The sequence below is a fragment of the Bacillus sp. TE9106W genome (genome assembly GCF_054062215.1).
The window spans coordinates 146,742-171,052 of record NZ_JBSSFA010000005.1; the positions used below are offsets into that span (position 1 = coordinate 146,742).

Genomic DNA, 24,311 nt, shown 5'->3' on the forward strand with positions numbered 1-24,311 from the left:
TTACACAAAATCTTACTTCATATATTGAAAAATATAAAAGTGAGAGAGTAAAATACTTCTACTCTCTCACTTTTCTTTATGCAAAGCACATAAAATTACTAATTTGTTGATAGCGGTAACTTACTTTACGACGACGACCACCTTGCCAAGTGTAACCTGATACTCCGTTTCTTCTCACTTCAGTCGGAAAGAACCATAAGTCTCTTCCGAAAGGCCCAGGACGATGTAAACGTAAATATCCCCATCTTCCTAAACAGTTACACATCCATGATTTCATATTACCTGCTTGTGCTGGAGAAGCAAATGTAGATGGTAATGATGGAGCTTGTGACGGTGGTGGTGACGTTGGAGCATCTTCCGCATCATCTGGTCTATAATCTTCTTGTTCCACATCTCTCACTTCATTTGTAGCTTCATATCCGTAGTTTTGTGGATTATAATACATCGCTTGATCATATGGATAATTTTGTTGGTTATACATGATTAACAAATCACCTTCTTTTCATTTAGTACCTTTAACATTCATATGTGATATGCCCTCTAAAGGAAGCTTATGTTATAGCCCAACTTCAATTTAAAAACCTCGTATTTTTAAAAATACGAGGTTTTTAAACATAAAATGTATTTATTATTTCCTTAACTTCACACTATAAAAGCGCATTTCTTCTAGTGAACCTACAAATTCAAATACTTCTTTTTTAATTAATTGTTTCAAGCGATACTCTAAAAAAGTATCTCCAACCAATTGTTCCACAAGACCAAGTGCTTCACCAATCACTATAGGAGCTTTAATAAATTCTTTATCAGCACTTACTCTTTTCGCACATTCAATTATAAATTGATCAAAATAATCTTCTTGTACAGAATGCACTTCATTGTCTGTCCAAACTCTTAAAAATTCCGTACTTTTCGATAGACTATCCCACTCATGTTCAAACTGCATACGTTTCTCCACAGTTAAATACGGCAGTTCTACAAAACTTTTTTGAATTAGGGCTAAACTTTCAGGCGCTAATTCTCCAGTTCCACGAATATCATACTCTTGTTTTAATATTTCTTTACTCGTTTCAGACGTATTTATAAATCGAATGTTTTTCTTATCTTTTAATTGCGCAATTACAAAACTTAAGCCTACATGTTCATGCGCGTTATTTGCCTTCCAAATGGTAATTGGTGTTTCATGCGGAATTGAATGTAGAACTTCTACCGTTTTCTTAAATCTTGGTAAATACTCATCTTCAAAATAACTATCATAAGCGGTTAAGTTGTTTACTAACCATTCTTTTCTTGCTAATTGACCTTCATTTGTATGTAATTGATGTATTGGCCCAATTGAAAAGAATTCAGAGAATGAAACCACACTCTCCTCGAGTAACCCTTCCTGTTTCAACATATATTTTAAACAACCGGCTGTTGAATCATCAAAAGCGATATGAATGTGTATACTTTCTCTTGCGTTCTTTTCCTGAGTCGCATGATTCGTCAATTGCTTAGGAATACTCGTTAAATTTTTTATCATATCTTCGTTATAATTCCCGTCTAATACATCTAACTGTATTAGAATACTTTGAAGTAAATGTTTTGCTTCATCTTCATACATATCTTCAACAACGTTTTTAATTTTATCTATCACGTAAATCCCTCTATTCATTTCAAAAATAACGTAGAGTATAGTGTATCATTTTACCATCGTTCTTTAAAAGCTTTTTAGTCAAATCATTTCTTACATTGATTAATGCAGCTATCTAAGTTTTTAATGAAATCTTTCTCCATCTCCTCCTCAACTTATAGACCTAAAATATTTTTTGCTTCCCCGTTATCAATCACACAAAATCACAATAGTTGTTAAATAAATTTTAAACACTTGTTAAATCTTTTTATTTAAATGTATAATTATATAGAAAATAAAAACTACAGGAGCAATATTAATGGAAAAAGTACTTACTAATTATAAACATTATTTAAAAAATTGGAGATTTATATTTATTTGTATATTACCTGCTGTCGCTTTATTGTATACACTTGATGTTACCTTTGAACTACTGTTTCACCAAAATTTCTACCTGTCTAATTTAATTATTGCTGTCATTTTATTCTTAATTTTTATTAACGTAAAAGATAAGTTTAAAATTAAAGATTAAAGAAAACTATAATTGAAACGAAGCCATTGTAGAGCTACATTTTTCATAAAAAATAAGAGCACCCTGCTATTGGATGCCCTAATGTGATTAGAGGTTTTTTCTGAGTATTGATTCGGACACGAAAATCTTGTCCTACTATTTAATATATGCTTGTACTTATTTTATTGTGCATATATTAAATATCATATCTAGCTACTTCATACATGCATAGGTATCGTTAAAAAATTTGTTCAAATATCCATTGTACAATTATCATATAAAAAAAACATCCCCCTGGATGTTTTTTATGTACACATTTTTAAGCTTCCATAAATTTAGCCGGTACACCGATTTTTTCAACTACAGAAGATATATTAGTAGGATTAATCATTACATTTTCAATGCTAACTAATTTATTTTCTAATAGCCCATTCTCTGTTGTAATAAGTTCTTCAAACCGAGCTAAAGTCATCGAAAATTTGTGTTCACTTCCACCATTCATACTGACTTTTACGTACTTCATAGTGTCACCCGCCTTTCATAATAATCTATAATTCGGTAAAAAGGCGCTTACATCCTTTTTATTTACTCCTAGATTTTTCACTTTTACATTTGCCAATTCACGTTTATATTATTTTGAAGAAAACAGCCACTATTTTATGTTCAAGTTATAATTGCTAATAAGAATGATAAAGATAAAAATGCACAAAGTGGTATATATAAAACAGTATCCATTCTAGCAAATTGGGTATCTTTTTTTTGCTTAAAAATACCAAAATAATGAAACTCACCAATTACTCTTATGAGAAATACAATCATACACACCCAGGATGCCACTTGAACAATAATATTAGGAAATGCAAAATGAACAATATTAGTTTGTTGTAATAAAATTATTGCTGCCATACTTAATAATAACGCAATGATCAATGTCATTCCTGCACCTGGTGTAAACGCCTTTTCTCCAGCTTTAGTTGGAATAACACTATTTGTCGCCCACTTACCTCCGAAAGCCCAGTAAACATGTAAAAAGCTAACTAAAAATAATATACTGACGGCAATATATATAATAATAAGCATTTTATCCTCCCATTATTTTATTGGAGTCCTCAGCTTTAGATTATGCTATAAATTTCTCATTAGCAATCTATATGTAATTACAAAAAAACCTTTAATGATAAATCATTAAAGGTTTACTAAAATCTCTTATGCATTATACCTATTTCTACGACGTTCCATCCTTGTTTGTCCTTGAGCCGTACCTTCTTTATGTTGATGTATTTGCTCTTTCATTTCATATGTTGCAGCTGGAGCTGATTCTTCGTAATTATGCTCACGTATTTTTTCTGGCGTTTTTCGTTTAGATACTTTTCCACCAAACTTAAATAATTTCATCCTAAATTTCGGTAATCTTGGAAGTGGAATCTTAAAGGATAATTTTTTACGTTTCTTTTTTTGTTTAAATAGATTTATATTTTCTTTATTATCATCTTTCTCTTTGCGGTAAATTAACATTGCAAGTAATCCACCAAATATAAGTCCACCAACTAAAAGCATGATATATTTGAAATTGCTTGTCATTGAGCTAGACATACGTTCAAGTATGACTAATGACTGTACTTCTTTCATATCCCAAAGTAAAGCGGACCATAATGCAAATAAACCGAAAGTAAGTCCATATGTACGAAAACGGAATAAACATGGGACTAAAGCGATACAAGCGGCAATTTTCGCATTCGCTATTATTGAACTAGTTGAAATATCTTGATGCCAAATGATTAACAATAATGTAATAAATGGCGCATACGCTATCCAACTACATATACGTGAATATATTTTTTTCGCAAAATAACTACCGAAACTAGTAAAAAATAAAAGGCCTCCAATATATAAAGATTGTTCTAGTGGGATTCGCTTTAAAATTCCTGCAACTGGAAAGAGGCCGCTCAATAGCATTAATAGCACATCTAATTTCTTCACAATTCCTCATTCCTTTCAAATTTCTTTTGAATCAATTCATATAGCTTTTCCGTATGATGTAGTTTTTTATTTCTAAAAAACATCTTAATCCTGTATGGAAATAAAGTAAATATGTAAAAGAAAAGATACATGACAAAAGATATCCTTATTTACATGAAAAAATGACAAATCCTGACCTATATAATGAACAGGATTTGTCTACTATTATTTAAATCCGAATAATCGAATCTTTCTTTTCTATTTTTATAATATCTACATCCAATTCATCATCAAACTCTTTAAACTCTCTTGCATCTATATCCGTCATATAGCTCTTTATTACTTTCGCCATATGCATGGGATATGGCATGTGTATATTCTTTTCCAAAAGCATACTTGAATTACAGCACATGTAATGTACCATTTTGGCAATATAGTTCCTTTCAACAGCTTTTACACCTAGCGGGAATATTTCAAGTATATATCGATGTAAGGTTTCACTACCATTAGACGAATGCTCACCAGTGCTATAATACATTCCTTTTTGATCTATATATAAACTTGTACTATCCAGTACATCATCACATTCTATCACACCGTATTTTGGCACATCAAAAGATGCATTTATTCTTACAGCATTTAAGTTTGGAACCTTTAGCACATCTGGAACAATGTCAGGGAAAGTATCTATATCAATTTTTTCATTTTGTAACTCTTTTATCCAATGTTTTCTTACATTCGCATCTATTATGAAGTATACTTGCTCATTTTGTTCTTTTGCATGTTGTAAAACTTCCGTTAATGTTTCAGAAACAAATTGTTTAAATTGAATACCCATATCATTTCTTTTTGAAGGCTGTGGTAAAAAGGCATTATGTTTATTTACATTTAACAATAAATAATCAATCGTTTGCCACTCTGTATTCCCATATAATTTATATGAAATTTCTTTTCCTTTTATTTGTGAAAAAATGGGTAAGAAATCAAATTTCGAGATTCGTTCAATTGATAAATTAACATATGTACAAGGTAAATTTATCTTATTCCAACTACGTTTTAAAAATCCTCTTTGTTCTAATAAACTAAAAATACCATTTATAATCGTTTTACGAGATACACTTTGGCCTATAAATAAATTAATAAATGCTGAAATACGGTTTGTTCGTGCAAATCCTTCTCTAACAATTTGCTTTGGATCAATTTTTTCACGTCCATCATAATTTTTCATTGCAATTAACGCCAATGTCGCATCATTGCGCTTACCTGCAGTAGCATAAACCGCTTTCATAACATCCTCTACTAAATTCGTTTTATACTTCTGGCAATATTGCATCTTATATGGATTTTGCAATACTTTTTCAATATTACATCTTACTATTTTTAACAATACTGGAGAATCTGCATGTAATACATATGATGACTCACTGATTTGAGCTAACACCATTTCACTTTCAAATAACGCTTGTTCTACTTCCAACGATATTTTTTCAGACCATATTTCTAACGTTATAGTCTCTAATCCTTTCGGAGCAATTAAAGGGAATATTTCGTTTTCATTATTTGTTTCTAGTTTCTTACATTCTGGTATTAATGTGAAATAAGCGAATTTTTGCTGAAACGCTTTAAATAGATACTCTCTTTCCTTTACTTTTATACCTGGTTTTATTTTAGTACCTTGAACTTTATATATTCTCTCATTGTATGGAAGCAATACTCTAAGATTTGTTCCTAGCATATAATCTTTCGGATATTGAAGAATATGCTCCAATTCAACTTCTCCACCTATATGAAAATCATCTTTTAAATTCCTAAATATCTTAATCCATTTTATACCGTTTGTAGCTTGTTGTACTTTTAGTTTTACAAACCGTAATTTGTTATTATTCGATGCAAATTCCGGAGTAGAAATTAAAATCATGCCCCGTTTTCGTTTCAAAAGCAAAGAAATATCTGGATGATTATATTCTTGATAAAATCTCCGAATTCCAATTGAAACATTTAATAATGGAATATTCTCTCCTCCGCGTGTTATATATTCGAACCGAAATACGTAGGCAAAATAGTCTTGTGTTTTTTCATCTTTAATAGGCTCTGACATCGCCTCACAAATATTTTGTGTTCTAAGGGGAGAAAAAAATATATCTTCTTCGTTTATATTTTCTAATTGTATAGGACGTTCACAAAAAATATGTGAAATTAAAGCGGGCACCCACTTAGAATATACTTCTTTATCATGTAATACGGTTAAATTAGAAATTAAATCGTAATGCCATTCATATTTTGGCGATTCTATTAATTTATTAGGTTTCCAATCATGAATAATCTCATACCAACTTTGAAAAATATAATCGAGTTGTTCTTTTCTAATAGGTTCTTTCGATACAATCCATGGTGTATTTTCATTTAATACATACGGATTATGCTGAATAAATAATATATCAGAAAACATATCATATAATCTTTCATTTAATCGTTTCAACTTACTCGTTAATAAAAATGTCTTATAGTGTATCTCTACAATATCAAGCCATTCAATAGGAAAATATATAAATGATACTCTTTCGTTTAAAAGGGGTTCTACTATATTTTCAAATGTTAACAACTTTAATTTTCCCATAAAATGATTACTTCCTTTCTTCATTTTTCTTGACCATCAACAAACTAGAAAAATAATTACTTAATCTAATCAATTTAAATCAAGTATTTAAAAGAAAAGTAAAAACTATTTATTCAAATAAAACATTATCAAGACGACTCTTTTAAAAATTAAAAGTAGTTACCATATACAGCACCTCCGAAATCATGCGTTTCTATACATTTGAATTATACAATATACATAATGTATTGTATTTATCATTTACAATAACTTTACAATAAAATTAAAAAGAACACCTTAATTGGAGGTGCAGTTTTTCTATGGCTAAATTTACAGCTGATGAAAAAATACAAATCGTTCTACGTTATTTGAACGAAAATGAAAGTTATCGAGAAATCGATAAAGCAATCGGTATAAGGAGCGCCCTTAATTGGCGCTCTTTAATTTTTAAATAACATTTTCGGGTAATTTACGAGAGCGGATTTTATTATGTTGTACAAGCACTACTTCGCTTTATTAAATAGACTATATAGATATCTAATAGAAGGGAGCTTTAAATTCATATGGCTGATTACTTTTATAAAGATGGTAAAAAATATTATAAAAACCAATCGCATTCGAACGATCAAAAAAACAACTGTTTTACTGAAACTCATACGATAGCTGGTTCTGCAGAAAATGCAAATGGAAATATACCTGTGTCTGTTTTCCTTGAAACCACCGCTCCACAAACTGTATTTGAGGATTTTACAAACAATCATAACAAAACATTAATTCAGTTATTCGTTGTCGGTATGAGTGCACCCGTTCAAGTAACTATTCTAACAAGAAGGTCTAGCATACCAATTACTACTACATTACAACCTGTTCAAACAAAAATATTTCAAGTTGAAGATTTTCAAAGTCTTACTCTTACCAAACAGGAAGGTCCTACTAGTATAGTTAGTTTATTTGTACAAAAAACATTTTGTATCTGCTGTAACGATAGTAACGATTCATGTGATGAATATTATCACGACTGCAATTAATAGATTAAATCGCCAAAAGGACCTTTATATAAAGTTTTTTTCCTTACACTCCCTCACCCCCTTTTTTATTAAGAATCCTAAAATATGTTAATATTATAGATACACCAAAGTTGAATACGAATGACTATTGTGTTCTTCTTATTCACGGAGCAGTTAGCTTTTGCTAGCTGCTTTTATATTTCGTTTCAGTTCTTGCTTCTTAAAGTACTCTTTAACTGCGTTTTCCCCATAAGTACACATATCCATTCCCCTGTTCTACAAAATGAAATTTTTACCATGAAGATAATTGTTAACCATTTCATACTTATACATTATAATGGAATGGTTATTTTATATTGGCATTAAGAGGAGCGACCTAATTAAGGGCTTCTCTTTTTTTAAGCATTGTTTCTGTAATCTTCCTTTGTATATTTTCTTAATCTGCCGCTTTAGTGAATCCCTCGTATACTGCAAACACTTCAAGAAACTCACTTAAACACATATCAATAATTGCTCCATTTCACTCCCTCGTTTCCTATTAGAATAGCGTTTTTGTTCAAATTCACTTTCCAATCCTATAACTTCATACATTTGGAACTTTATAGAAAAAAACCTTTACTTTCAATTTAATTATATTAATATATTAAATAAGGGGTGTGATCAACTAATGGAACAACTTAACTTTAGTGCTTTAGAACAGCCACTATTTCTATTAGCACTTCAATTAATTGCATTTGTATTAATCATTTGTATCGTATATGGAATCTTATACAACACCATATTAAAATTAAATATGCCTAAATGGACTGCCCATGCGGTAGCTACGGTATTTTCCCTCGGTAGTACCTATCAAACTTTTATGAATTTCATTTAAAAACATTTTTCTTTATTTCTCTCTTTTATTGAGAAATCTATCATTTACCATTCAAGAACGTAGTAGGCAACTTAATTGGTTGCCTGACGTTTTTACGGTTATTTACTTTCAAATAGCGTTTTTATTGAAAAATCAATTTGATTCATTTTCTCTATGGTATAATCTGTATTATTTACTTTTCGAGAAGGGATAACGTAATGAGAGAATACTTTGGTTTCATTTCAATATTTTTAACTGCATTCTTATTTTTCAATCTGTATTTTGCCGGTCCTCCTTTAATTTTGATACCTATCTCAATTGTTTTGGCTATTTTGGCTCCGAAAGGTACAGCCAAAACATTTGCTTTTATTAGTTTAATAATTCTAGGTATTGTCTTCGCTTGCATATACATTCTCCTTTCTATGATTGGTTCGGGATTAGCTGAAACTCATCTCAGATAATCCCTTTCTCTCAAATAACGATTTTGTACTAATTTTGCTTAATATTTCCTGATTTAGTTTCAATAAAAGTATCTTCATCAGCCTCAATGCTTACCATATCCATTTCACTATCAAAACCTACAAATCTTCTGGAACCCCCTGTTAACGCTCCTTTAATAATTGTTGCTTGAATATTAACTGTTATTGTATTCATTTCTTCCTCTCGCTTTCTTTAAAATAAAGATTTTGTTACAAACTTACATGTACATGTATTTCGTAATATAATTAAGTTATCAATATATTAGGAGTGTTAATTATGTCAGGAACAATAATGATTTATATATATATTTGTTTCGGAATGAGTGCAGTTTTTAGCTTGGTAAAGGAACTTCGAAAGCCACAGAAAAATCAGTTCTTAATTTTAGTGGATTCTCTAATTCTGCTAGGAGCTTTATTCCTAGTAGGTAGTATCTTCATCTAAATTACATAACAAGACTACATTAGGGAGCAAAGCAGTCTAGCGAAAGCTAACTGCTTTTTATTAATTTAACTATTTTATGAAACTTTTAAGTATCCGCCATCCCTTTCACATCAACTACTTCTACCATTCGCTCTACCCTTTTTATTTCTCTCATATCAGTTGGACCTTTCCAAATCCCCACTCGTTTCCAATGTTTTTTCTTTTTTCCGACATACGAGGGGCTAGGATCATACATAATACCAATATTCTTATCCGGTATTCCTTGTATATTTAAATTCCTGACAACCTCAGGTGTTAAACCACTCGATTTTTCTATTCTCGGTCCACTATTCTTTTTAGGCTGTGTATCCAAATATCTGCCCAACTGGCGTAACTCATCACCAGTCAGGCATACTTTACATTCATTAACACTAAAATTCTCGTTGGATGAGCGATTATAATGACAACGTCTACATTTCTGTTCGATAATTTCGCCAATCTGGTATGTAGCTCTTTTCGTACTCCTTTTGTCAGTTCTTTCATACCATCCAACACAAAACTGCCTTGAGCGCTATAACGAGCGCTTGTAATTGACTTTGTAACTACAAGCCGGGTGTGCACGTTTTTTCGCGGTTGTTCTTCTGCAACACGCACATTGACATGCATAAAGGGGGCATTCTTTAATTCATGATTCTTTTCCATAATTGCTTTAACTTCATTAAATAATGTATTGTAATCCTCATCACGATATTGAAACTGAGCTTGCATGAGTTTGAGTGCACTTCCGCCTCCAAGCGTAACTTTGTTTCTGCGATACTTCTCTCAATTCTTGTTGAAGTGAATCTTTTTCATCAAGAACGCCAATAACCTTTATAAAAGTTAAAAGTAATTACAATATAAAGCACTCCTTTATATCTAAAATGCCATACATTAGAGATATTAAATATGTATTATGTGTTTTATTTATGATTTTTACAATAATTTTACAAAAAACTAAAAAAGAGGTATTGCCCATACATACGTATAGCAATACCTCTTTTCTTTATCCTATTACATCTTTTACTTCTGTATCTACCGGCCACTTTTCTAAAGTATAAGCCATTTCCCAAAATGAATATTCATATTGACTGCTAATAATAAAATGTTGTTTCATTCGTTTACGGTCTGCCTCTGTTACTTGTTCAGCGATAGTATCTAACCTTGTAATTTGCTCTTCGACTAATGTTCGGAACCAATCAGATCCATAAGCAGAAATCCATTCGTTATAAATCGGCTCTTCTGGCTGACACTCTTTTAAACGCTCACCAATTTCATAATACAACCAATAGCAAGGTAAAATTGCTGCAATGATATCGCCTAAATGTCCTTCATACGCAGCACGATACATATGTGAAGTATATGCGTATGCAGTTGGAGCAGGGATAAAATTATCTTTTTCTTCTTGTGTAATCCCTAGTTTCTTCGCAAAGTTCTCATGTAAAGATAATTCCGCCTCATATGTATTTTGAGCATGATGTGCCATGCGAGCAGTCGTTTCTAATTCAAGCGCTTTTGCAGCTCCTAATGTTTGTACTCTAGCGAAGTGACTCAAATAATAGGAATCTTGAAGCACATAATAGCGAAAATTAGCTAAATCTAACGTTCCTTCACCGAGTTTTTTTACAAAAGGATGATGAAAACTAGCTTCCCAAATTGAATCTACTTCTTTACGTAATGATTGTGAAAAAGTCATTTTATTCCCTCCAATAATCCATTTCATATAAGTATTTATCCACAGCAATTAACGCTTTATAATAAAAAAACTTTCTTTACAGGCGTAAAGAAAGTGAAATTGACAGTATTTATACATGAAATAGCAATGTCTTTCCCACTTCCCTACGCTGGCATTAACCAGATCAGGTACTAAGAGTCTCAAATTCCAATTTGATCTCAGCCTATAATAGGCCCCCCTAGTGGATAAATATTTTATTTTCGTATCGTATTCATCATAACATACTTCTTGTTACTGTCAAAAGTATTCATGATACCATTGCTTAAAACCCTTCTTCTTTTCTTACTCTCAATGAAGTTTCAATAATCATATCTAATAGTTTACTATAATCAATTCCCTCTGCTTCTGCACTTTTTGGTAGTAAACTTGCTTGTGTCATCCCTGGTAATGTATTAACCTCCATTACATATGGAATACCGTCCTTCACCATCATATCAACCCTTGCATAAACACTACATTTTAATGCTTTATAGCACGCCAGTGACGCTTTGTTTACACGTTCCTTAAGTTCAGCTGGAAGTTCGATAACTTCTTCAATAGTACCTGCATCATCATATTTCGCATTGTAATCAAAGAACTCAGCCGCATGTCGAATTGAAATGATAGGTAACTGTTTTCCATCAAAAATGGAACATGTAATCTCATCACCTTTAATATACTTTTCTATTACTACTTCAGAATCCCATTCGAACACAGTTTCCAGCATTGAAATTAATTCGTCTTTATCATAGACAATCTTTACCCCAACACTTGAACCACCAGAGTTTGGTTTTACCACTAATGGAAATCCTAACTTATCTAACTCATCAAAATTCAAATCCTCCATTTTTGTAAGTTCAATCCAATCTGGTGTTTCTATTCCTTCATAACGTAAAATCTTTTTTGACATGTTTTTGTCCATACATATACCGCTAGATAACATATTGCTCCCGCTATAAGGAATACCTAAACTTTCAAGCGTTCCTTGAACTGTCCCATCTTCTCCGTATTTTCCATGTAATGCGAGCAGTGCAAAATCAATGTCTTTCGCTTTTTCGATTAAATCCATTTTTTCATTTAACGTAATTGGTACGATTTCATATTTATTTTTATCTAAATGTGCAATCATTTCATTTCCAGTCATAATTGATACTTGTTTTTCAGAGGATACTCCTCCCATAATAACGCCAATTCTCATTTCCTCAACTCCAAATTTCATTTTTTATTGTATCACCGATTATTTTGATTCCCCGAACTATTTCTTCTTCTTTCAGACGGGAAAATCCTAATCGAAATGTGTTTATTCCTTCTCCATTAGAATAAAAAACATCTCCAGGAGAAAATGTAACCCCTTGCTCATAACACTTTTGTAAAAGCGTACGAGCATGAATTTTTTCTTCTAACTCTATAAATAAATGAAGTCCACCGTCACCGGTCATTCTTTGAAACGGAATGTACTCGTTACACATCCCAACAGCTAACTCATATTTTTTCTTATAAACAGACCTTGCCTTTTTTAAATATTTTTCAAAATACCCTTCATGTAAATATTGAAATAGAACAGCTTGATCTAAAGTAGATGTGTGAATAGTTCTTGCTCTTTTTACACTTTCTAAATGATGAATCAGCTCTTTATCTGCAATAATCCATCCTACACGTAAACCAGGGAAAAGTACCTTCGAAAAGCTACTAATATAAATCACATTATTACCAGCGCCAGCAAAAGTTAATAATGGTGCTAAATGTGAACCTGAATAACGTAGTTCCTCATTAAATCCATCTTCTATAATAGGAATCTTATATTTTGAAAATAATCTCATCAGTTCCGTTCTTTTCTCTGAACTCGTCACAATGCCGGTTGGATTATGATAGGAAGGAATTAAATACGCAAAATCAAACTCTTTTTCACGCAAGCTTTTTTCAACTTCGTTCGTATCAATACCATCTTCATTCATATCAATACCATGAACTTCAAGGCCATGTAAGCGGAATAGCTTCAACGCAGCATGATGAGTCGGATTCTCACAAATAACCCGCCCTGATTTCTTTGATAACGAGGATAGAACAATATCTAACCCTTCAGTAAATCCATTTGTAATTAAAATATCTTTGTTCGAAATATCTACACCTTTCATTTCCATATAATGAAGTAGATATTTCATTAATGGTCTATAACCTTTTGCGTATCCGTAATTTAATACGACATCACCTTCAATGGACATACGAGTAAGAAAAGCTCTTTTGAAATTTTCCACATCAAATAGCTTTTCATCCGGAGCGATGCTGTTAAAAACAATCATTCCTTTTTCCCAGCGAACACCATGTTTCATTAAATCTAATTCATCAGCTAATAAGGTAACTGTATTAAGTTTATTTTTCCAATCTATTTCAACAGACGAAGTGTTCGATATATCAACCTTCGCAACAAAATTTCCTTTTCCTTTAACTGCATAAATGAGCCCTTCTTGCTCTAAATCTGCATAAGCAGCGAGTACAGTATTTCTGCTTACACTAAGTAATTCACTTAGTTCCCTTGTTGAAGGAATTTTTTGATCCCCGAGCAAATGCCCTTTCATAATCATCTTCTTTAAATAATCTTTTAATTGAATATAAACGGGACGATCTTTCACAACTTTAAAATCTTTAAACAAATTCTTACCCCCTGCAATTATTTTTGCATATTTATTTCATTCTCAAAAGGTCCACTGCATATGTATTTTTTATAAAGGGCGGTACGGTTTTATAAAATACAACTTTAATCAATTAGTAACTTTATTCCCTGTTAATACGTGACAAATCTTTACGATATAAATTAATTATATCTTTTAAAGCTGCTGCTGCGGCTCCGCGTGGATTTGACGCACCACCAATTGTAGTAACTTGGCCCATCGTATCTGTAAAAAACGTAATTCCTTTTTCTGTTCCATTTACATTTGCTAGCGGATGATTTTTATGTAATTTGTACGGTTCAACATTTAGATTCACATTACCTTCATTATCTTTATAGGCTGATGCTATCAATTTAATAATTTTATTTTGTTCCTTCGCATTTCGAATTTGTTGTTTTGTAACATGTTCGATTCCTTTAATATGTATATCTGTAAGCTTATTCTCTGTTCCCATTAAACTGTTTGTCAAAAGTAACAATTTACACGCACTATCAGAACCACTTACATCTAATATTGGGTTCGTTTCAGCAATTCCTTTACTTTGCGCTTCTTTCAGTGCTTCTTCAAATGTAATATCTTCCTCATTCATTTTCGAAAGAATATAATTTGTTGTCCCGTTTAATATTCCTTCTATTTTTTCAATATGGCAACCAGCTAAACTAAATTGACCAATATCAAGTGTTGGTAATGCCGCAGCAGTTGCCCCACTGTATCGAATTCGTACATTTGCGATTTTTGCAGCTTCATTTATTTCTCTCCAGTTTGTAACTAGCGCACCTTTTGAAATTGCTACTATATCCATTTTTTTCTCAATCGCTTGTTTTATATATTGTTTCCCTGGATTTCCATCTTTAAGGTTTGTAACTGTTGATTCTACCAGCACTGTACCACTTATGTTATCTGTTGCACGTTCCTCTGGATGATGTTCAATATATTTTTCAATTGCACAGCTACCGCCACCATATCTTAATAAATGATGAATAGATAATCCATCTTCATTATGTATTGCAACATTTCTGCCTAATACACCGCTTACCACTAAATCTATTTCATACGTTTCATTTATATATAAATATTTTTCATTTAATAATTTTATAAACTCTCTTCCTACTGTTCCATATCCTGATAGTACAACTTTAATTTTCATAATATCCCCCCATATTTTTCTATCCAATCCCTCTTTTAATATATAATAAAGCGCCCCCGAATTCTATCGAGAGCGCTTTATTATTATCTATTTCGGTAAACGTGATAGCTTTTCAGCAATTGCTCTATAAAACTCTTGAATGCTAGAAAAACCTAACGTGTCTGAAACACTAAGTCCTACCATGTCGAGATGATCCCAATTTGCTTTCGTTTCGATATGATTCCATTTCCCAATCTGCAATGACTCATTATTATTTACAGTAGCATTAGAAGAAGGTGCAATCATAGAACTTGTATTTACTACACCATCATTTTGCCACCAAGTAGTATCAATTAATGGACGATTTTCTTCATACCTTGCATAGGAACCTAAGAAAAATGCATTCCCCATTAACACTTTATTCATCGTTATATGAGGCAAATGTAAACCCGTTATAGGTGCCGCTTGTGATGCATGTCCACTATAGGATAAGTAATACACATTCGGTTGCGTCTTTACCCAATTATTTAACTCCTTTGCACCATCTGTACTTAAATCCCATTGACTTATATCTTTTGTATTTTTCCAAATTGAACTATTTAGAATACGATTACTGTATTGGAAAAAGGACTCTCCAGTATTCTTTTTTAACCCCCATTGATCCAATTTAAAATCATATAGTGATAAATTATCGTTTCCTCCAAAACTTGCAGCTGTAATGAGTAAATCTTTAACGAACGGTAGTAGAAGACTACCATCCGCAAGTGTTGTACCGTTGTGAGGAGTTGCTAATGTTGTAACACTATGAACATATGATTTCTCGCCCTCAAATAGTGGTGATATTTTGGTGTTTGGGTGATTTTTTACATAATTTTTTTCTTCATAACTGCCTTCTTTTAATAGCTGTACTAATGTTCTAATTGTTTGTCCACCCATGCTATGCCCAACTAAATGTACTTTATTTGTTTCACTCCAATTCGGCGCAAAACCACTATAAGTTCTGCCAAAACGCTTATGTCCATGTTTCTCAGCATGTGCGGCACCGTAGTCTACTGTTCCACCGTTAATTTGGGCGTATAATTCACATGCACGGTCCCAGTTACTAGAAACTGGTCCAACAGCTGCGGTATGAACTGTATAACCATTGCGTTTTAAATCTTCTTGTATATCATGAACACCACCCCAATATTTAACCCCTAGCATTTCCTCTCTACCCCATCCGGCAAAACCATTTACTAAAATGATCGGATAATTATTTTGTTGTCTCTCTTCAGCATATGTTATTTTCGCTACCAATGAACAAACAGCCACTAATGCAAAAAAACATATTTTTAAAAATAACTTCCCCATACTTTCTCCCCCTAATAAAACGTTTACATTTTTTGCTATACAGCATGCTTTAATAACTTAAACATAATGTAAAGTATTTTATATACGTTGTATATATAGAAAACATATACAAATGTTGATAAATATTTACTTTTTACAGTACAACTTGTAAATCTGTTTATTTGAATTTATAATTAGATATAGTTTCCTCATGTTAAAAAGATTTAAAAACCATAAGAAAACTAATCTCATTGCTTCAAAAGGAGGAAAAATCATGCAAATCGGATCAAATATTCATACATTGTCTCAACCTACTAAAATAACTCCATCTAATCTTGAGCATAATACTATCTCTTCTACTAAACTTGAAAGTAAGAAAGTAAATGATCCTATCAAGTTCGATATTCGTTCATCCGAAAAAGAAATGAAACAGCCAGAGCATAAATTTAACGAATTAGATTTATGGAAGATGTTAAAAGATAAAGGTGTTCCTTTATGGATCATCCTTGAAATGCTACAAAAAGTTCGTAAAGAAAAAGAAGCTCAAAATACAAATGCGATTGAGGAAACAAACGAGACTCGATTAAATGAAGTAATGTAATCTTTTTTATATGAATAGTCTATAAACTAAAAAGAGTTCGAGCTGGATAAATTTTCTATCAAGCTCGAACTCTTTTTTAAGATTCTTCTCCAATTGTTACAAACTGAAAAGATACTTCTCCTTCCAAACCTTTAATTAATTTTTTCACTTTGACATTTTCATTAATCAATGTATTATCTGTTGACATTTTAGGTTTTTTGTCACCTAGAGATTTTTCCAAATGAAGAAGATGCATGTTCATTTCATTTGCCTTTATTTCTTTATACACATTATTTTTTGCTACAATCATATACCATTCCGTTGAATAGTTACGATTGTTACCTATCCAAGCATCACTATCATATGTAACAGGAATCTCTTCCCCTCCTATTTTAATACTTTTCATAGTCTTACCGTCTTCATTTGTAAATAATAGCGATCCTTCTTTCGGGAACTTCGGTAACGTATCTATAATATGATCAGAGCCATTATCTTGTTTTCGAAAAAGTTTTTCTTTAATCAATGCTTGTGCTGTAGATTCATTTAAAATTAAGACTTTGCCATTTCCAAATTCTCCTTTTTTTACAGAAAATACTTCATTTTCTTTCGTAATTTCCTGATAACGATTAATAATTGGTGAAACATTATTTTCATTTCCAATAATTAATACACCGTTTGCAGGAAATGAGTTATCCTTTTTAGAGCATGCACTAAAACTTATTAAAAGTATTATAGTTAACATAAAAATCGTTACTGTTCTTTTCATTGCGATTCCCTTCATAATTCATATTATTATTCACATGTTTTTCTATAATCTTATTAGTTAGTATTCTTTATTGCTCCATAGTCTTATAAAGCTTTTGTAGGTAACGCCAACGAGTGATAAAGAAATATAAAACTTGTATACATATAAATGAAATTAAAATAAAAATCGAGCTGTTTAAAATAGAAAAACTAACTAATTGTTGCAATGCTGTATACGCAACTACAGTATGGATCACTGCAATGATAATTGGTAAGAAGAACATTAATACTAACTGTCTCGTTACAATTTTTTTTAACTCTCGTTTACTTAATCCCATTTTCGAAATCATTTTATATTGTTGTTGATCACGGTTCAAATCAGTATATAATCGGAAATAAATAAAACTAGCAGCAAATGTAAAGAAAACGATTCCGACTAAAACACTTACCATAAGTAATAAACCATTCTTTTGCTTTGCTTCCAACAAGTTTAATGTTAAAGCTTCAAAGCGGAACTCTCTGCCCCTAAGATCTGTATCGAATATACTCTTTAATTGATTTGAAATCTCTTTCGTTCTTATCCAATCATCTACAACAAATCCGTAAGTACGATGTTGAATATCTTCATCCTCTGAATTACTCGTCAGAGGAATTTCATCATACACATGATCTTGAACAGCAATATAAATACTACTAGAATCATGTGGTAAAACTAAATTCTCTACAGTTTTCTTCACACGAAATGTGTTTGTCCAATCTCCTTGAATGACTTCAATATTTTTTTTATAGTCACCATTTTTAAATTCTTGTTTTTGTGACACTCTTCCAGGGATTAATAAGATTTCATCGTCTTTTTCAATCGTTTCTTGTTTATACCCGAGTGCTCTCGCAAGCTCGTTATATTCACTTAACTTCAATACATTTACGTTACTTTCTGTAAATTTATTTGAAGATGAAGCCATCCGGTACGGAATATTTGCATCCGCGAGATGTTTTTTTATCATCGAGAGATGTTTATCTACCAATTTGTTATTTTCAGGGCTTTCATACAGAAATGTATATGGATTTGTCATCCATACTAATTCCCTATTTCCAATGGCAGCTGTTGTACCGATTGCTGTAAATGCCACTGCTGAAATAATAGATACTATAAAAAACATCATTGCATTATCTTTCATACGGTAAATTAATTCAGAAAATGTTAATATATTTGTTCTCTTTAAAAAGAAAGATTCTCTCCTTTTAGCAAGATGCAGTATATACACGCTACACTGTGTATATAAAAAATACGTTCCTATAATTACGAGGAGCACACCTATTCCAAGCGTAATAAAATTAGTACTTGGGATAAAACGAAATACTGAAATATATCCATAACCTATACAAATTAAAGAAAGTAGCGATAATAAAACTGAAGATTTCGGTTCAGGTTTTGGCTTTTCCTCTGCTCGAATAAGTTCCACAAGTTCCGTTACTTTTATCATTTTAAATGTAAATAATGAAACAATTAAAAACAAGAAAAGAAATGTGATAACTGTTAATAATACAGCCTTCACTGGTGTATAAAAAGGTAAACCATTATTAATCATTAATACACTTGCACTTATCAATAAGACTAGTTTAGAAAATATGAGTCCAATGAAAATCCCTATGCAAATTGAACCAAGTCCAATCAACATATTTTCAATTAGTAATAATTTCTTAAGCTGCCTCATTGACATACCTTGCATCATTAAAATGCCAAATTCTTTCTTACGTGTTTTTAAAAACGAACTAACTGAGTATAATATGAAGAAAAATGAAAATACAAAAATCAATCCTTGCGAAACTGAAAATCCCAATGTACCAAATGCACTTATTGTTGCACTTGTCGATTTCAACTCACCTTGTAGATCAGGATGAAATAATAAAAGAGCATACGTAAAGAAAATCATAATAGAAAATGCACTACTTAAAAAATGGGCAGCATATGTACGCTTATTACGAATAATATTATTAAATGCGAACTGACGAAAAGTCATGCCTTTTCCCTCCTAACAAAGAAAGGACATCCATAATCTTTTGATAAAAAGTTTGCCTACTTTCACCACAATAAATTTCGTTATATAGTTGACCATCTTTAATAAAGATTACTCTACTGCAAAAACTCGCAGCATACGGATCATGTGTAACTAACATCATCGTTGCTTTTTCTTCTTTATTTAGAGAATTAAGCATCTCCATTACATCATTTGAAGATTTAGAGTCTAAGTTCCCTGTTGGTTCATCTGCAAGTAATAATTGCGGCTTATGAACGATCGCACGAGCGATTGCTGTTCTTTGAGCTTGCCCCCCTGATATTTCAAACGTTCTTTTATTCAAGATATCTGTAATATGTAACTTCTCTGCAATCTCTTCCACTCGTTTGTTCATTTCTTGCACAGAAACACCATCTAAAGTCATCGGCAATACGATGTTTTCTTTTACAGTAAGTGTGCTAAGAAGATTAAATGATTGAAAAACAAATCCTAATTGTTTTCTGCGGAATAACGCTAAATCTTCTGATGATAATTGGAAAGGATTTGTGCCATTTATTAAAATTTCTCCCGACGATGGAGAATCAATAGTAGATACCATATTTAATAACGTTGTTTTCCCACTACCAGATGGTCCCATAATCCCTACAAATTCACCTTCTTGAATTGATAAATCAATATCAACTAATGCTTTATAAGGTACTTTCCCTTTATATACTTTACTAATACTTTTTGCATGTAAAATTTCCATGTATATTCTCCCTTCATTTGCACGTCTCATAACAGAGTGTAAATGAATTGTCTTACAGCTCATATTGATTCATCTTTCATTTATCTTACACGCTTGTAAGATTTCTAAAAAAACTGATAATAAAACTATTTTTAAACTAAAATTAACGCATACCTATCTTATAATAATTGTATAGTAGCAGGAATTACAATGTATATGAAATCTTTATTATATACTGAGAAAAGACCGATTGCTTTATCGGTCTTTTACTACTCAACGTTATATTTTTATCCACTCAGATCTTCTCAATATATAGTGATTATATATTTGATTTTCTATCTTCTGTTGGCGCTTATAAATAAACCCACATTTTTCAATAACTTTATTTGATGCTACATTGTTAATTAAAGCAATTGCGTTAAGGACATCTACTTTCGTTTTTTCGAACAAATAGTCAACCAGTCCTTTTGTCGCTTTCGTTGCATAACCATTATTATGATATTCGCTTGAAACAGCATACATAATCTCTCTATTCGGTGCAGGGAGTTCATCTTTTATACCTGTGCAGCACCATCCAATAAATTCATTTGTGGTTTTCTTACATATTCCTAGTTTTAATATGTGATCATCTATGTTAGTCGTAATTCTCACTGCATGAAGAAACGCTTTATTTTCTGGTATCTCATAATTTACAACCCAATTAACCCTTTGTTCTTTTGTTGATTTCCAGTCTGGCAAAAATTTTTCTATTTCCGGTTGATTGGATATGTTATAAATACTCTCTGCATCTTCGACTGTAAACTCTTGTAGGTATATTTCTCCACAATCTATTCTAAATAACGTAGTCAATTTCTCTTCTCCCATGTTAATACATTAAAGTGCCTTAATCTGCTTCGTAAGTTCCATAAATCGTTCATCCAGTGCTTTATATTCTTTGTCTTTAGAAGTTAAAAAGCTTAATTTACCTAATACTTCTTGCCTCTCTGTTTCTAACGTTAAACGTAGCTCTTCAATTTCGTCTCTTGTTTTCGTAGGTTCTTCGAGCTGCTTTTGTATTGTATTGTTTACAAACACAAGTTTTGTATTAGTTGTTTTCTCCAGAAAATATCGATCATGAGAAACGATAACGAGCGTTCCATTATACTCAGCTAATGTATTTTCAAGCTGTTCACGTGAAGGAAGATCAAGGTGATTCGTAGGTTCATCTAAAATAAGTACATCTTTTTCATCTAAAATATAAGTCATTAGCTTACATTTTACTCGTTCACCCATACTCATATATCGAATCGGCTCTTTCCATTGGGAAGATTCAAACCCTAAATGTTTCATTAAATTTTGGACTTTTCCTCTTTCTTCAAACGTCTCTTTGAAAAATAAATCTTCTGGTGTTTTTTCCAGCGGTAAATCAAATACTTCTTGTGTTAAATAACCGATTTTTGCTGATGGTGAAATCCATACTTCTCCTTCAGCAGTTTCGTTTCCCATAATCATCTTCAATAAAGTTGTTTTCCCGCTACCGTTTGGTCCAACAATCGCAATCTTCTCACCGTGTTGAATTGTAAAATTAACGTTTTCAAATAATATTCGATTATTAAATTCTTTCCGCAATTGTTTTACTTCTAAGAAACGTTTTCCTACTTTTTTACTCGCTTGAATAGAGAATTCAACTGAATACTCCTCTTTCACACGTTCTACTTTCGTTTTCTCTAGCTCTTTTTCGAGACGTTTTCGTTTTGACTTCACTTGTGCATCCATGCGCTTCGCTTTTACACGATAAAATTCTTTAACTCCTTCTTGTTTTGTAGACTGCGCATGTGCCTTTTGTGACCATGAACTTAATTCTTTTATATGAGTTTCTACTTGTTCTATCTTTTTTTGTTGTTTTTCATATTCACGCTGCTGCGTCTTTCTTTTATGCTCACGCGCTGTCATATAACTCGTATAATTACCGCTATGGTCAATTAATTTCTTATCCTCAATTGACCATATTCTAGTCGCGACAACATCTAAAAAATATCGATCATGCGATACGACGATAACTGTACCTTTCATATTTTTAATTTGCTTAATGAGAAATTCTGTACTCATCTCATCTAAATGATTTGTCGGTTCGTCTAATATTAAGACATTAGGATTTTTAGCAAATCCTTTTGCTAATCGTACTTTCAGCTTTTCACCACCACTTAAAGTATGAAAGTCGTTCGTTGGCACGCCCCATTTCGCAAGCAATTCTGCTTCTTTTGCAATTATATCTTTATTAACGAAAGTTTCTTTTTCTTGTTCAACATATGCTGTTGTCATATTCATCTGCATCCATTCAACAGTACCTTTTGAAGGTTCAATCTTCCCATTTACTAATTGAAGTAACGTTGATTTACCAGCACCGTTTTTACCGATTAATCCGATAACATCCCCTTGTTTTACTGTCACATTCATTTTCTCTAACAACATATTTTCTTTTATTTCAACATAAACATCATTTAATTTTAATAGTTCTTTCATAATACCGATCCCTTTCATTAAGGGAGAATAAAAAATCCTCCCAAATAAATTTGGCAGGATTAGTCGTTAAAATATTTATACCCAAATAAGCTATTGCGCAACATAAATAGCAATACCGTTGTATGGAAATTGGGCAGACTAATCCTATTTTTTAGAAATTGAAATTTATTGAATTTCAACATTTAAAAATAAGATTAGTTAATCATCGTCCACCCATCATTCCTTTCCGTCATTAATAACCATATTGTACCATACTAATACTGTATGAGTAAATGCAATTATTTGTGCTGTTAAAAAGATTGCTTTCTTTTAGGCTTATTTATCATTCTTTAACTTCATATTGAACAAGCACAAATTACATTGATTGTAATACGTCCTTTAGAATTCCCCAGTAAAAAACTTCTAAACTCTCTATTATATAAAAATAAAATGTTATTCGTTATCCAATAATAACTTATTGTTTTTCAATAAATTATCATTGATTACTACCCTTTAATAAGCTATTATATAGTTGCAGAAAATATTAATATAAGGATTGAATTTATGGACAGGACATTAAAAAACACAAAATTAAATATGTTTTTAAGAATCGTTCTCCTCCCGATTGTAGTAGGGATAATTGTTGGTATACTAACTAAATTAGGTCAAGGTATACTTCCAGGAAATTGGCATTCATTAGCTAACTTAGGAAGCGTTTGGTTAGTTCCATCCTTTTTCGTGGCTAGCCTTAGTTATTCTAAGCGTACAGCTATGCTTTCTGGTATCCTTGCACTACTCGGTATGGTATTAGGCTATTATGGTTATGCAATAGTTATTAAAAATGTAGCTCACTCTATTTATTTTATATCTGTATGGATTGTATGTGCATGTATAGGAGGAACTATCTTTGGAATTGCAGGTTTTCTATGGAAAGATACTACAACTCCACTTCATAAATTCGGAAGCGCACTTTTAAGTGGAGTTTTTGTAACGGACGGACTTCACATTCTATTAAACTTTGAAGATTACAGTCACATGTTACCTGTTGGATATACGGAAGTGATAGTCGGAATTATCTTGATTCTTGTATTAGAACGCTCTAATGCTTATCGTGTGTCTTCTTTCTTAATGATGATTCCTATCACTATTTTGGGATTAATTGGTTATAAATTATTAAGTTTGTTTACTTAATTACAATACTGTATCATGAAAAAACAAAAGACTAATTGTATTATAGTCCACAAAACATATCACTTATTCGAACATTATACTTATACATAGGATAGATTCATGAAGCTATCTCTTTCAAAGGGGTGGCTTTTTTCTTACAAAAATATTTATCAGCTTTTTATTAAATCCTTCAAATTTAACAATCGTATTTATTAGTGTGTCATTATACATACTAATATGACGTTTTACCATTTCATATAACCGCTATACAAAAAGGCTAAA

The 24,311-nt window shown here is 31.7% G+C and carries 26 protein-coding genes and 1 riboswitch; of the genes, 6 read left to right on the top strand and 20 right to left on the bottom strand.

All coding sequences use genetic code 11. From position 1 onward, the window contains the following. Window positions 1-76: 76 nt before the first annotated feature. Both ACVWY7_RS12000 and ACVWY7_RS12005 read right to left on the bottom strand, forming a co-directional pair. A complete protein-coding gene (locus ACVWY7_RS12000; protein ID WP_000282684.1) occupies window positions 77-481 on the bottom strand; it encodes a hypothetical protein in 405 nt (134 codons plus the stop codon). Window positions 482-628: 147 nt separating this feature from the next. Beyond that, window positions 629-1,633 (bottom strand): DUF1835 domain-containing protein, encoded by a 1,005-nt coding sequence (locus ACVWY7_RS12005; protein WP_105989527.1) that lies wholly within the window; start codon window positions 1,631-1,633, stop codon window positions 629-631. 295 nt (window positions 1,634-1,928) lie between these two features. Here ACVWY7_RS12005 and ACVWY7_RS12010 point away from each other — a divergent pair, with 295 nt between their 5' ends. Next, window positions 1,929-2,141 carry a hypothetical protein gene (locus ACVWY7_RS12010; protein ID WP_062921367.1) on the top strand — a complete coding sequence of 71 codons (213 nt, stop codon included), beginning with the start codon at window positions 1,929-1,931 and terminating at the stop codon, window positions 2,139-2,141. Between the two features lie 298 nt (window positions 2,142-2,439). Here ACVWY7_RS12010 and ACVWY7_RS12015 read toward each other — a convergent pair whose 3' ends face one another. The 4 genes from ACVWY7_RS12015 to ACVWY7_RS12030 form a co-directional block, all read right to left on the bottom strand. Then, a complete protein-coding gene (locus ACVWY7_RS12015; protein ID WP_000878365.1) occupies window positions 2,440-2,643 on the bottom strand; it encodes a hypothetical protein in 204 nt (67 codons plus the stop codon). 140 nt (window positions 2,644-2,783) lie between these two features. After that, window positions 2,784-3,200, bottom strand: coding sequence for a DUF3995 domain-containing protein (locus ACVWY7_RS12020; protein WP_073523824.1), 417 nt, complete (start codon window positions 3,198-3,200; stop codon window positions 2,784-2,786). Between the two features lie 126 nt (window positions 3,201-3,326). Continuing rightward, a complete protein-coding gene (locus tag ACVWY7_RS12025; RefSeq protein WP_105989528.1) occupies window positions 3,327-4,100 on the bottom strand; it encodes a DUF3959 family protein in 774 nt (257 codons plus the stop codon). Window positions 4,101-4,308: 208 nt separating this feature from the next. After that, a complete protein-coding gene (locus ACVWY7_RS12030) occupies window positions 4,309-6,696 on the bottom strand; it encodes an RNaseH domain-containing protein (RefSeq protein ID WP_142395556.1) in 2,388 nt (795 codons plus the stop codon). Between the two features lie 299 nt (window positions 6,697-6,995). Here ACVWY7_RS12030 and ACVWY7_RS12035 point away from each other — a divergent pair, with 299 nt between their 5' ends. From ACVWY7_RS12035 to ACVWY7_RS12045, 3 genes are all read left to right on the top strand, one after another. After that, window positions 6,996-7,130 carry a hypothetical protein gene (locus ACVWY7_RS12035; RefSeq protein WP_001051664.1) on the top strand — a complete coding sequence of 45 codons (135 nt, stop codon included), beginning with the start codon at window positions 6,996-6,998 and terminating at the stop codon, window positions 7,128-7,130. 108 nt (window positions 7,131-7,238) lie between these two features. Continuing rightward, window positions 7,239-7,703: a hypothetical protein gene (locus ACVWY7_RS12040; RefSeq protein ID WP_000796386.1), complete on the top strand. Its 465-nt coding sequence runs from the start codon at window positions 7,239-7,241 to the stop codon at window positions 7,701-7,703. 646 nt (window positions 7,704-8,349) lie between these two features. Continuing rightward, window positions 8,350-8,556, top strand: coding sequence for a hypothetical protein (locus tag ACVWY7_RS12045; RefSeq protein ID WP_105989531.1), 207 nt, complete (start codon window positions 8,350-8,352; stop codon window positions 8,554-8,556). A gap of 172 nt (window positions 8,557-8,728) precedes the next feature. On the opposite strand, the gene ACVWY7_RS12050 is transcribed toward ACVWY7_RS12045, so the two are convergent. The 9 genes from ACVWY7_RS12050 to ACVWY7_RS12090 form a co-directional block, all read right to left on the bottom strand. Beyond that, window positions 8,729-8,941 carry a hypothetical protein gene (locus tag ACVWY7_RS12050; protein ID WP_001148159.1) on the bottom strand — a complete coding sequence of 71 codons (213 nt, stop codon included), beginning with the start codon at window positions 8,939-8,941 and terminating at the stop codon, window positions 8,729-8,731. A gap of 83 nt (window positions 8,942-9,024) precedes the next feature. Then, entirely contained in the window at window positions 9,025-9,189 is a 165-nt protein-coding gene (locus ACVWY7_RS12055) for a hypothetical protein (RefSeq protein WP_105989532.1), read from the bottom strand. A gap of 352 nt (window positions 9,190-9,541) precedes the next feature. Beyond that, window positions 9,542-9,934, bottom strand: a complete 393-nt coding sequence (locus ACVWY7_RS12060; protein WP_258177358.1) for a hypothetical protein — start codon at window positions 9,932-9,934, stop codon at window positions 9,542-9,544. Next, a complete protein-coding gene (locus tag ACVWY7_RS12065; RefSeq protein ID WP_249211568.1) occupies window positions 9,841-10,203 on the bottom strand; it encodes a hypothetical protein in 363 nt (120 codons plus the stop codon). Before ACVWY7_RS12065 ends, ACVWY7_RS12060 begins: the two co-directional genes overlap by 94 nt. Window positions 10,204-10,477: 274 nt before the next feature. Further along, window positions 10,478-11,167: a thiaminase II gene (gene tenA, locus ACVWY7_RS12070; protein WP_105989533.1), complete on the bottom strand. Its 690-nt coding sequence runs from the start codon at window positions 11,165-11,167 to the stop codon at window positions 10,478-10,480. A gap of 123 nt (window positions 11,168-11,290) precedes the next feature. Continuing rightward, window positions 11,291-11,396: riboswitch (TPP riboswitch) on the bottom strand. Window positions 11,397-11,468: 72 nt separating this feature from the next. Continuing rightward, the gene (gene ddlB / locus ACVWY7_RS12075) at window positions 11,469-12,383 is read right to left on the bottom strand and encodes a D-alanine--D-alanine ligase (RefSeq protein ID WP_105989571.1); all 915 of its coding nucleotides are present in this window, start codon (window positions 12,381-12,383) and stop codon (window positions 11,469-11,471) included. Window positions 12,384-12,387: 4 nt separating this feature from the next. Beyond that, window positions 12,388-13,836, bottom strand: a complete 1,449-nt coding sequence (gene pdxR / locus ACVWY7_RS12080; RefSeq protein WP_105989534.1) for a MocR-like pyridoxine biosynthesis transcription factor PdxR — start codon at window positions 13,834-13,836, stop codon at window positions 12,388-12,390. Window positions 13,837-13,957: 121 nt separating this feature from the next. Next, on the bottom strand, window positions 13,958-15,001 hold the full coding sequence (locus tag ACVWY7_RS12085) for a homoserine dehydrogenase (RefSeq protein WP_105989535.1): 1,044 nt from the start codon (window positions 14,999-15,001) through the stop codon (window positions 13,958-13,960). Between the two features lie 87 nt (window positions 15,002-15,088). After that, window positions 15,089-16,330, bottom strand: a complete 1,242-nt coding sequence (locus ACVWY7_RS12090) for an esterase/lipase family protein (protein ID WP_105989536.1) — start codon at window positions 16,328-16,330, stop codon at window positions 15,089-15,091. A gap of 253 nt (window positions 16,331-16,583) precedes the next feature. On the opposite strand from ACVWY7_RS12090, the gene ACVWY7_RS12095 reads away from it, so the two are divergent. After that, a complete protein-coding gene (locus tag ACVWY7_RS12095) occupies window positions 16,584-16,910 on the top strand; it encodes a DUF3914 domain-containing protein (RefSeq protein ID WP_001165506.1) in 327 nt (108 codons plus the stop codon). Between the two features lie 76 nt (window positions 16,911-16,986). Here the strand turns inward: ACVWY7_RS12095 and ACVWY7_RS12100 are convergent, their stop codons facing one another. From ACVWY7_RS12100 to abc-f, 5 genes are all read right to left on the bottom strand, one after another. Continuing rightward, a complete protein-coding gene (locus ACVWY7_RS12100) occupies window positions 16,987-17,670 on the bottom strand; it encodes a lipoprotein BA_5634 family protein (protein ID WP_242262599.1) in 684 nt (227 codons plus the stop codon). Window positions 17,671-17,722: 52 nt separating this feature from the next. Then, on the bottom strand, window positions 17,723-19,654 hold the full coding sequence (locus tag ACVWY7_RS12105) for an ABC transporter permease (RefSeq protein ID WP_105989538.1): 1,932 nt from the start codon (window positions 19,652-19,654) through the stop codon (window positions 17,723-17,725). Continuing rightward, window positions 19,629-20,399 (bottom strand): ABC transporter ATP-binding protein, encoded by a 771-nt coding sequence (locus ACVWY7_RS12110; protein WP_073523852.1) that lies wholly within the window; start codon window positions 20,397-20,399, stop codon window positions 19,629-19,631. The genes ACVWY7_RS12105 and ACVWY7_RS12110 overlap by 26 nt, the downstream gene beginning before the upstream one ends. Window positions 20,400-20,657: 258 nt before the next feature. Next, a complete protein-coding gene (locus ACVWY7_RS12115; RefSeq protein WP_456523810.1) occupies window positions 20,658-21,242 on the bottom strand; it encodes a GNAT family N-acetyltransferase in 585 nt (194 codons plus the stop codon). A 9-nt stretch (window positions 21,243-21,251) separates the two neighbouring features. Next, window positions 21,252-22,880, bottom strand: a complete 1,629-nt coding sequence (abc-f, locus tag ACVWY7_RS12120; protein ID WP_033682511.1) for a ribosomal protection-like ABC-F family protein — start codon at window positions 22,878-22,880, stop codon at window positions 21,252-21,254. Between the two features lie 543 nt (window positions 22,881-23,423). Here abc-f and ACVWY7_RS12125 point away from each other — a divergent pair. Beyond that, window positions 23,424-24,050 (top strand): DUF6518 family protein, encoded by a 627-nt coding sequence (locus ACVWY7_RS12125; RefSeq protein WP_000376274.1) that lies wholly within the window; start codon window positions 23,424-23,426, stop codon window positions 24,048-24,050. The last annotated feature ends 261 nt before the right edge of the window (window positions 24,051-24,311 follow it).

What these genes read in the sequence shown, in the direction of transcription:
- ACVWY7_RS12010 (WP_062921367.1), top strand. Translation starts at nt 1,929, where the DNA reads ATGGAAAAAGTACTTACTAATTATAAACATTATTTAAAAAATTGGAGA.
- ACVWY7_RS12045 (WP_105989531.1), top strand. Translation starts at nt 8,350, where the DNA reads ATGGAACAACTTAACTTTAGTGCTTTAGAACAGCCACTATTTCTATTA.
- ACVWY7_RS12040 (WP_000796386.1), top strand. Translation starts at nt 7,239, where the DNA reads ATGGCTGATTACTTTTATAAAGATGGTAAAAAATATTATAAAAACCAA.
- ACVWY7_RS12035 (WP_001051664.1), top strand. Translation starts at nt 6,996, where the DNA reads ATGGCTAAATTTACAGCTGATGAAAAAATACAAATCGTTCTACGTTAT.
- ACVWY7_RS12050 (WP_001148159.1), bottom strand. Translation starts at nt 8,941, where the DNA reads ATGCAAGCGAAGACAATACCTAGAATTATTAAACTAATAAAAGCAAAT.
- ACVWY7_RS12115 (WP_456523810.1), bottom strand. Translation starts at nt 21,242, where the DNA reads ATGGGAGAAGAGAAATTGACTACGTTATTTAGAATAGATTGTGGAGAA.
- ACVWY7_RS12095 (WP_001165506.1), top strand. Translation starts at nt 16,584, where the DNA reads ATGCAAATCGGATCAAATATTCATACATTGTCTCAACCTACTAAAATA.
- ACVWY7_RS12110 (WP_073523852.1), bottom strand. Translation starts at nt 20,399, where the DNA reads ATGGAAATTTTACATGCAAAAAGTATTAGTAAAGTATATAAAGGGAAA.
- ACVWY7_RS12065 (WP_249211568.1), bottom strand. Translation starts at nt 10,203, where the DNA reads ATGCAAGCTCAGTTTCAATATCGTGATGAGGATTACAATACATTATTT.
- ACVWY7_RS12000 (WP_000282684.1), bottom strand. Translation starts at nt 481, where the DNA reads ATGTATAACCAACAAAATTATCCATATGATCAAGCGATGTATTATAAT.
- tenA (WP_105989533.1), bottom strand. Translation starts at nt 11,167, where the DNA reads ATGACTTTTTCACAATCATTACGTAAAGAAGTAGATTCAATTTGGGAA.
- ACVWY7_RS12085 (WP_105989535.1), bottom strand. Translation starts at nt 15,001, where the DNA reads ATGAAAATTAAAGTTGTACTATCAGGATATGGAACAGTAGGAAGAGAG.
- ACVWY7_RS12055 (WP_105989532.1), bottom strand. Translation starts at nt 9,189, where the DNA reads ATGAATACAATAACAGTTAATATTCAAGCAACAATTATTAAAGGAGCG.
- ACVWY7_RS12015 (WP_000878365.1), bottom strand. Translation starts at nt 2,643, where the DNA reads ATGAAGTACGTAAAAGTCAGTATGAATGGTGGAAGTGAACACAAATTT.
- ACVWY7_RS12125 (WP_000376274.1), top strand. Translation starts at nt 23,424, where the DNA reads ATGGACAGGACATTAAAAAACACAAAATTAAATATGTTTTTAAGAATC.
- ddlB (WP_105989571.1), bottom strand. Translation starts at nt 12,383, where the DNA reads ATGAGAATTGGCGTTATTATGGGAGGAGTATCCTCTGAAAAACAAGTA.
- ACVWY7_RS12020 (WP_073523824.1), bottom strand. Translation starts at nt 3,200, where the DNA reads ATGCTTATTATTATATATATTGCCGTCAGTATATTATTTTTAGTTAGC.
- ACVWY7_RS12100 (WP_242262599.1), bottom strand. Translation starts at nt 17,670, where the DNA reads ATGAAGGGAATCGCAATGAAAAGAACAGTAACGATTTTTATGTTAACT.
- abc-f (WP_033682511.1), bottom strand. Translation starts at nt 22,880, where the DNA reads ATGAAAGAACTATTAAAATTAAATGATGTTTATGTTGAAATAAAAGAA.
- ACVWY7_RS12090 (WP_105989536.1), bottom strand. Translation starts at nt 16,330, where the DNA reads ATGGGGAAGTTATTTTTAAAAATATGTTTTTTTGCATTAGTGGCTGTT.
- ACVWY7_RS12105 (WP_105989538.1), bottom strand. Translation starts at nt 19,654, where the DNA reads ATGACTTTTCGTCAGTTCGCATTTAATAATATTATTCGTAATAAGCGT.
- ACVWY7_RS12030 (WP_142395556.1), bottom strand. Translation starts at nt 6,696, where the DNA reads ATGGGAAAATTAAAGTTGTTAACATTTGAAAATATAGTAGAACCCCTT.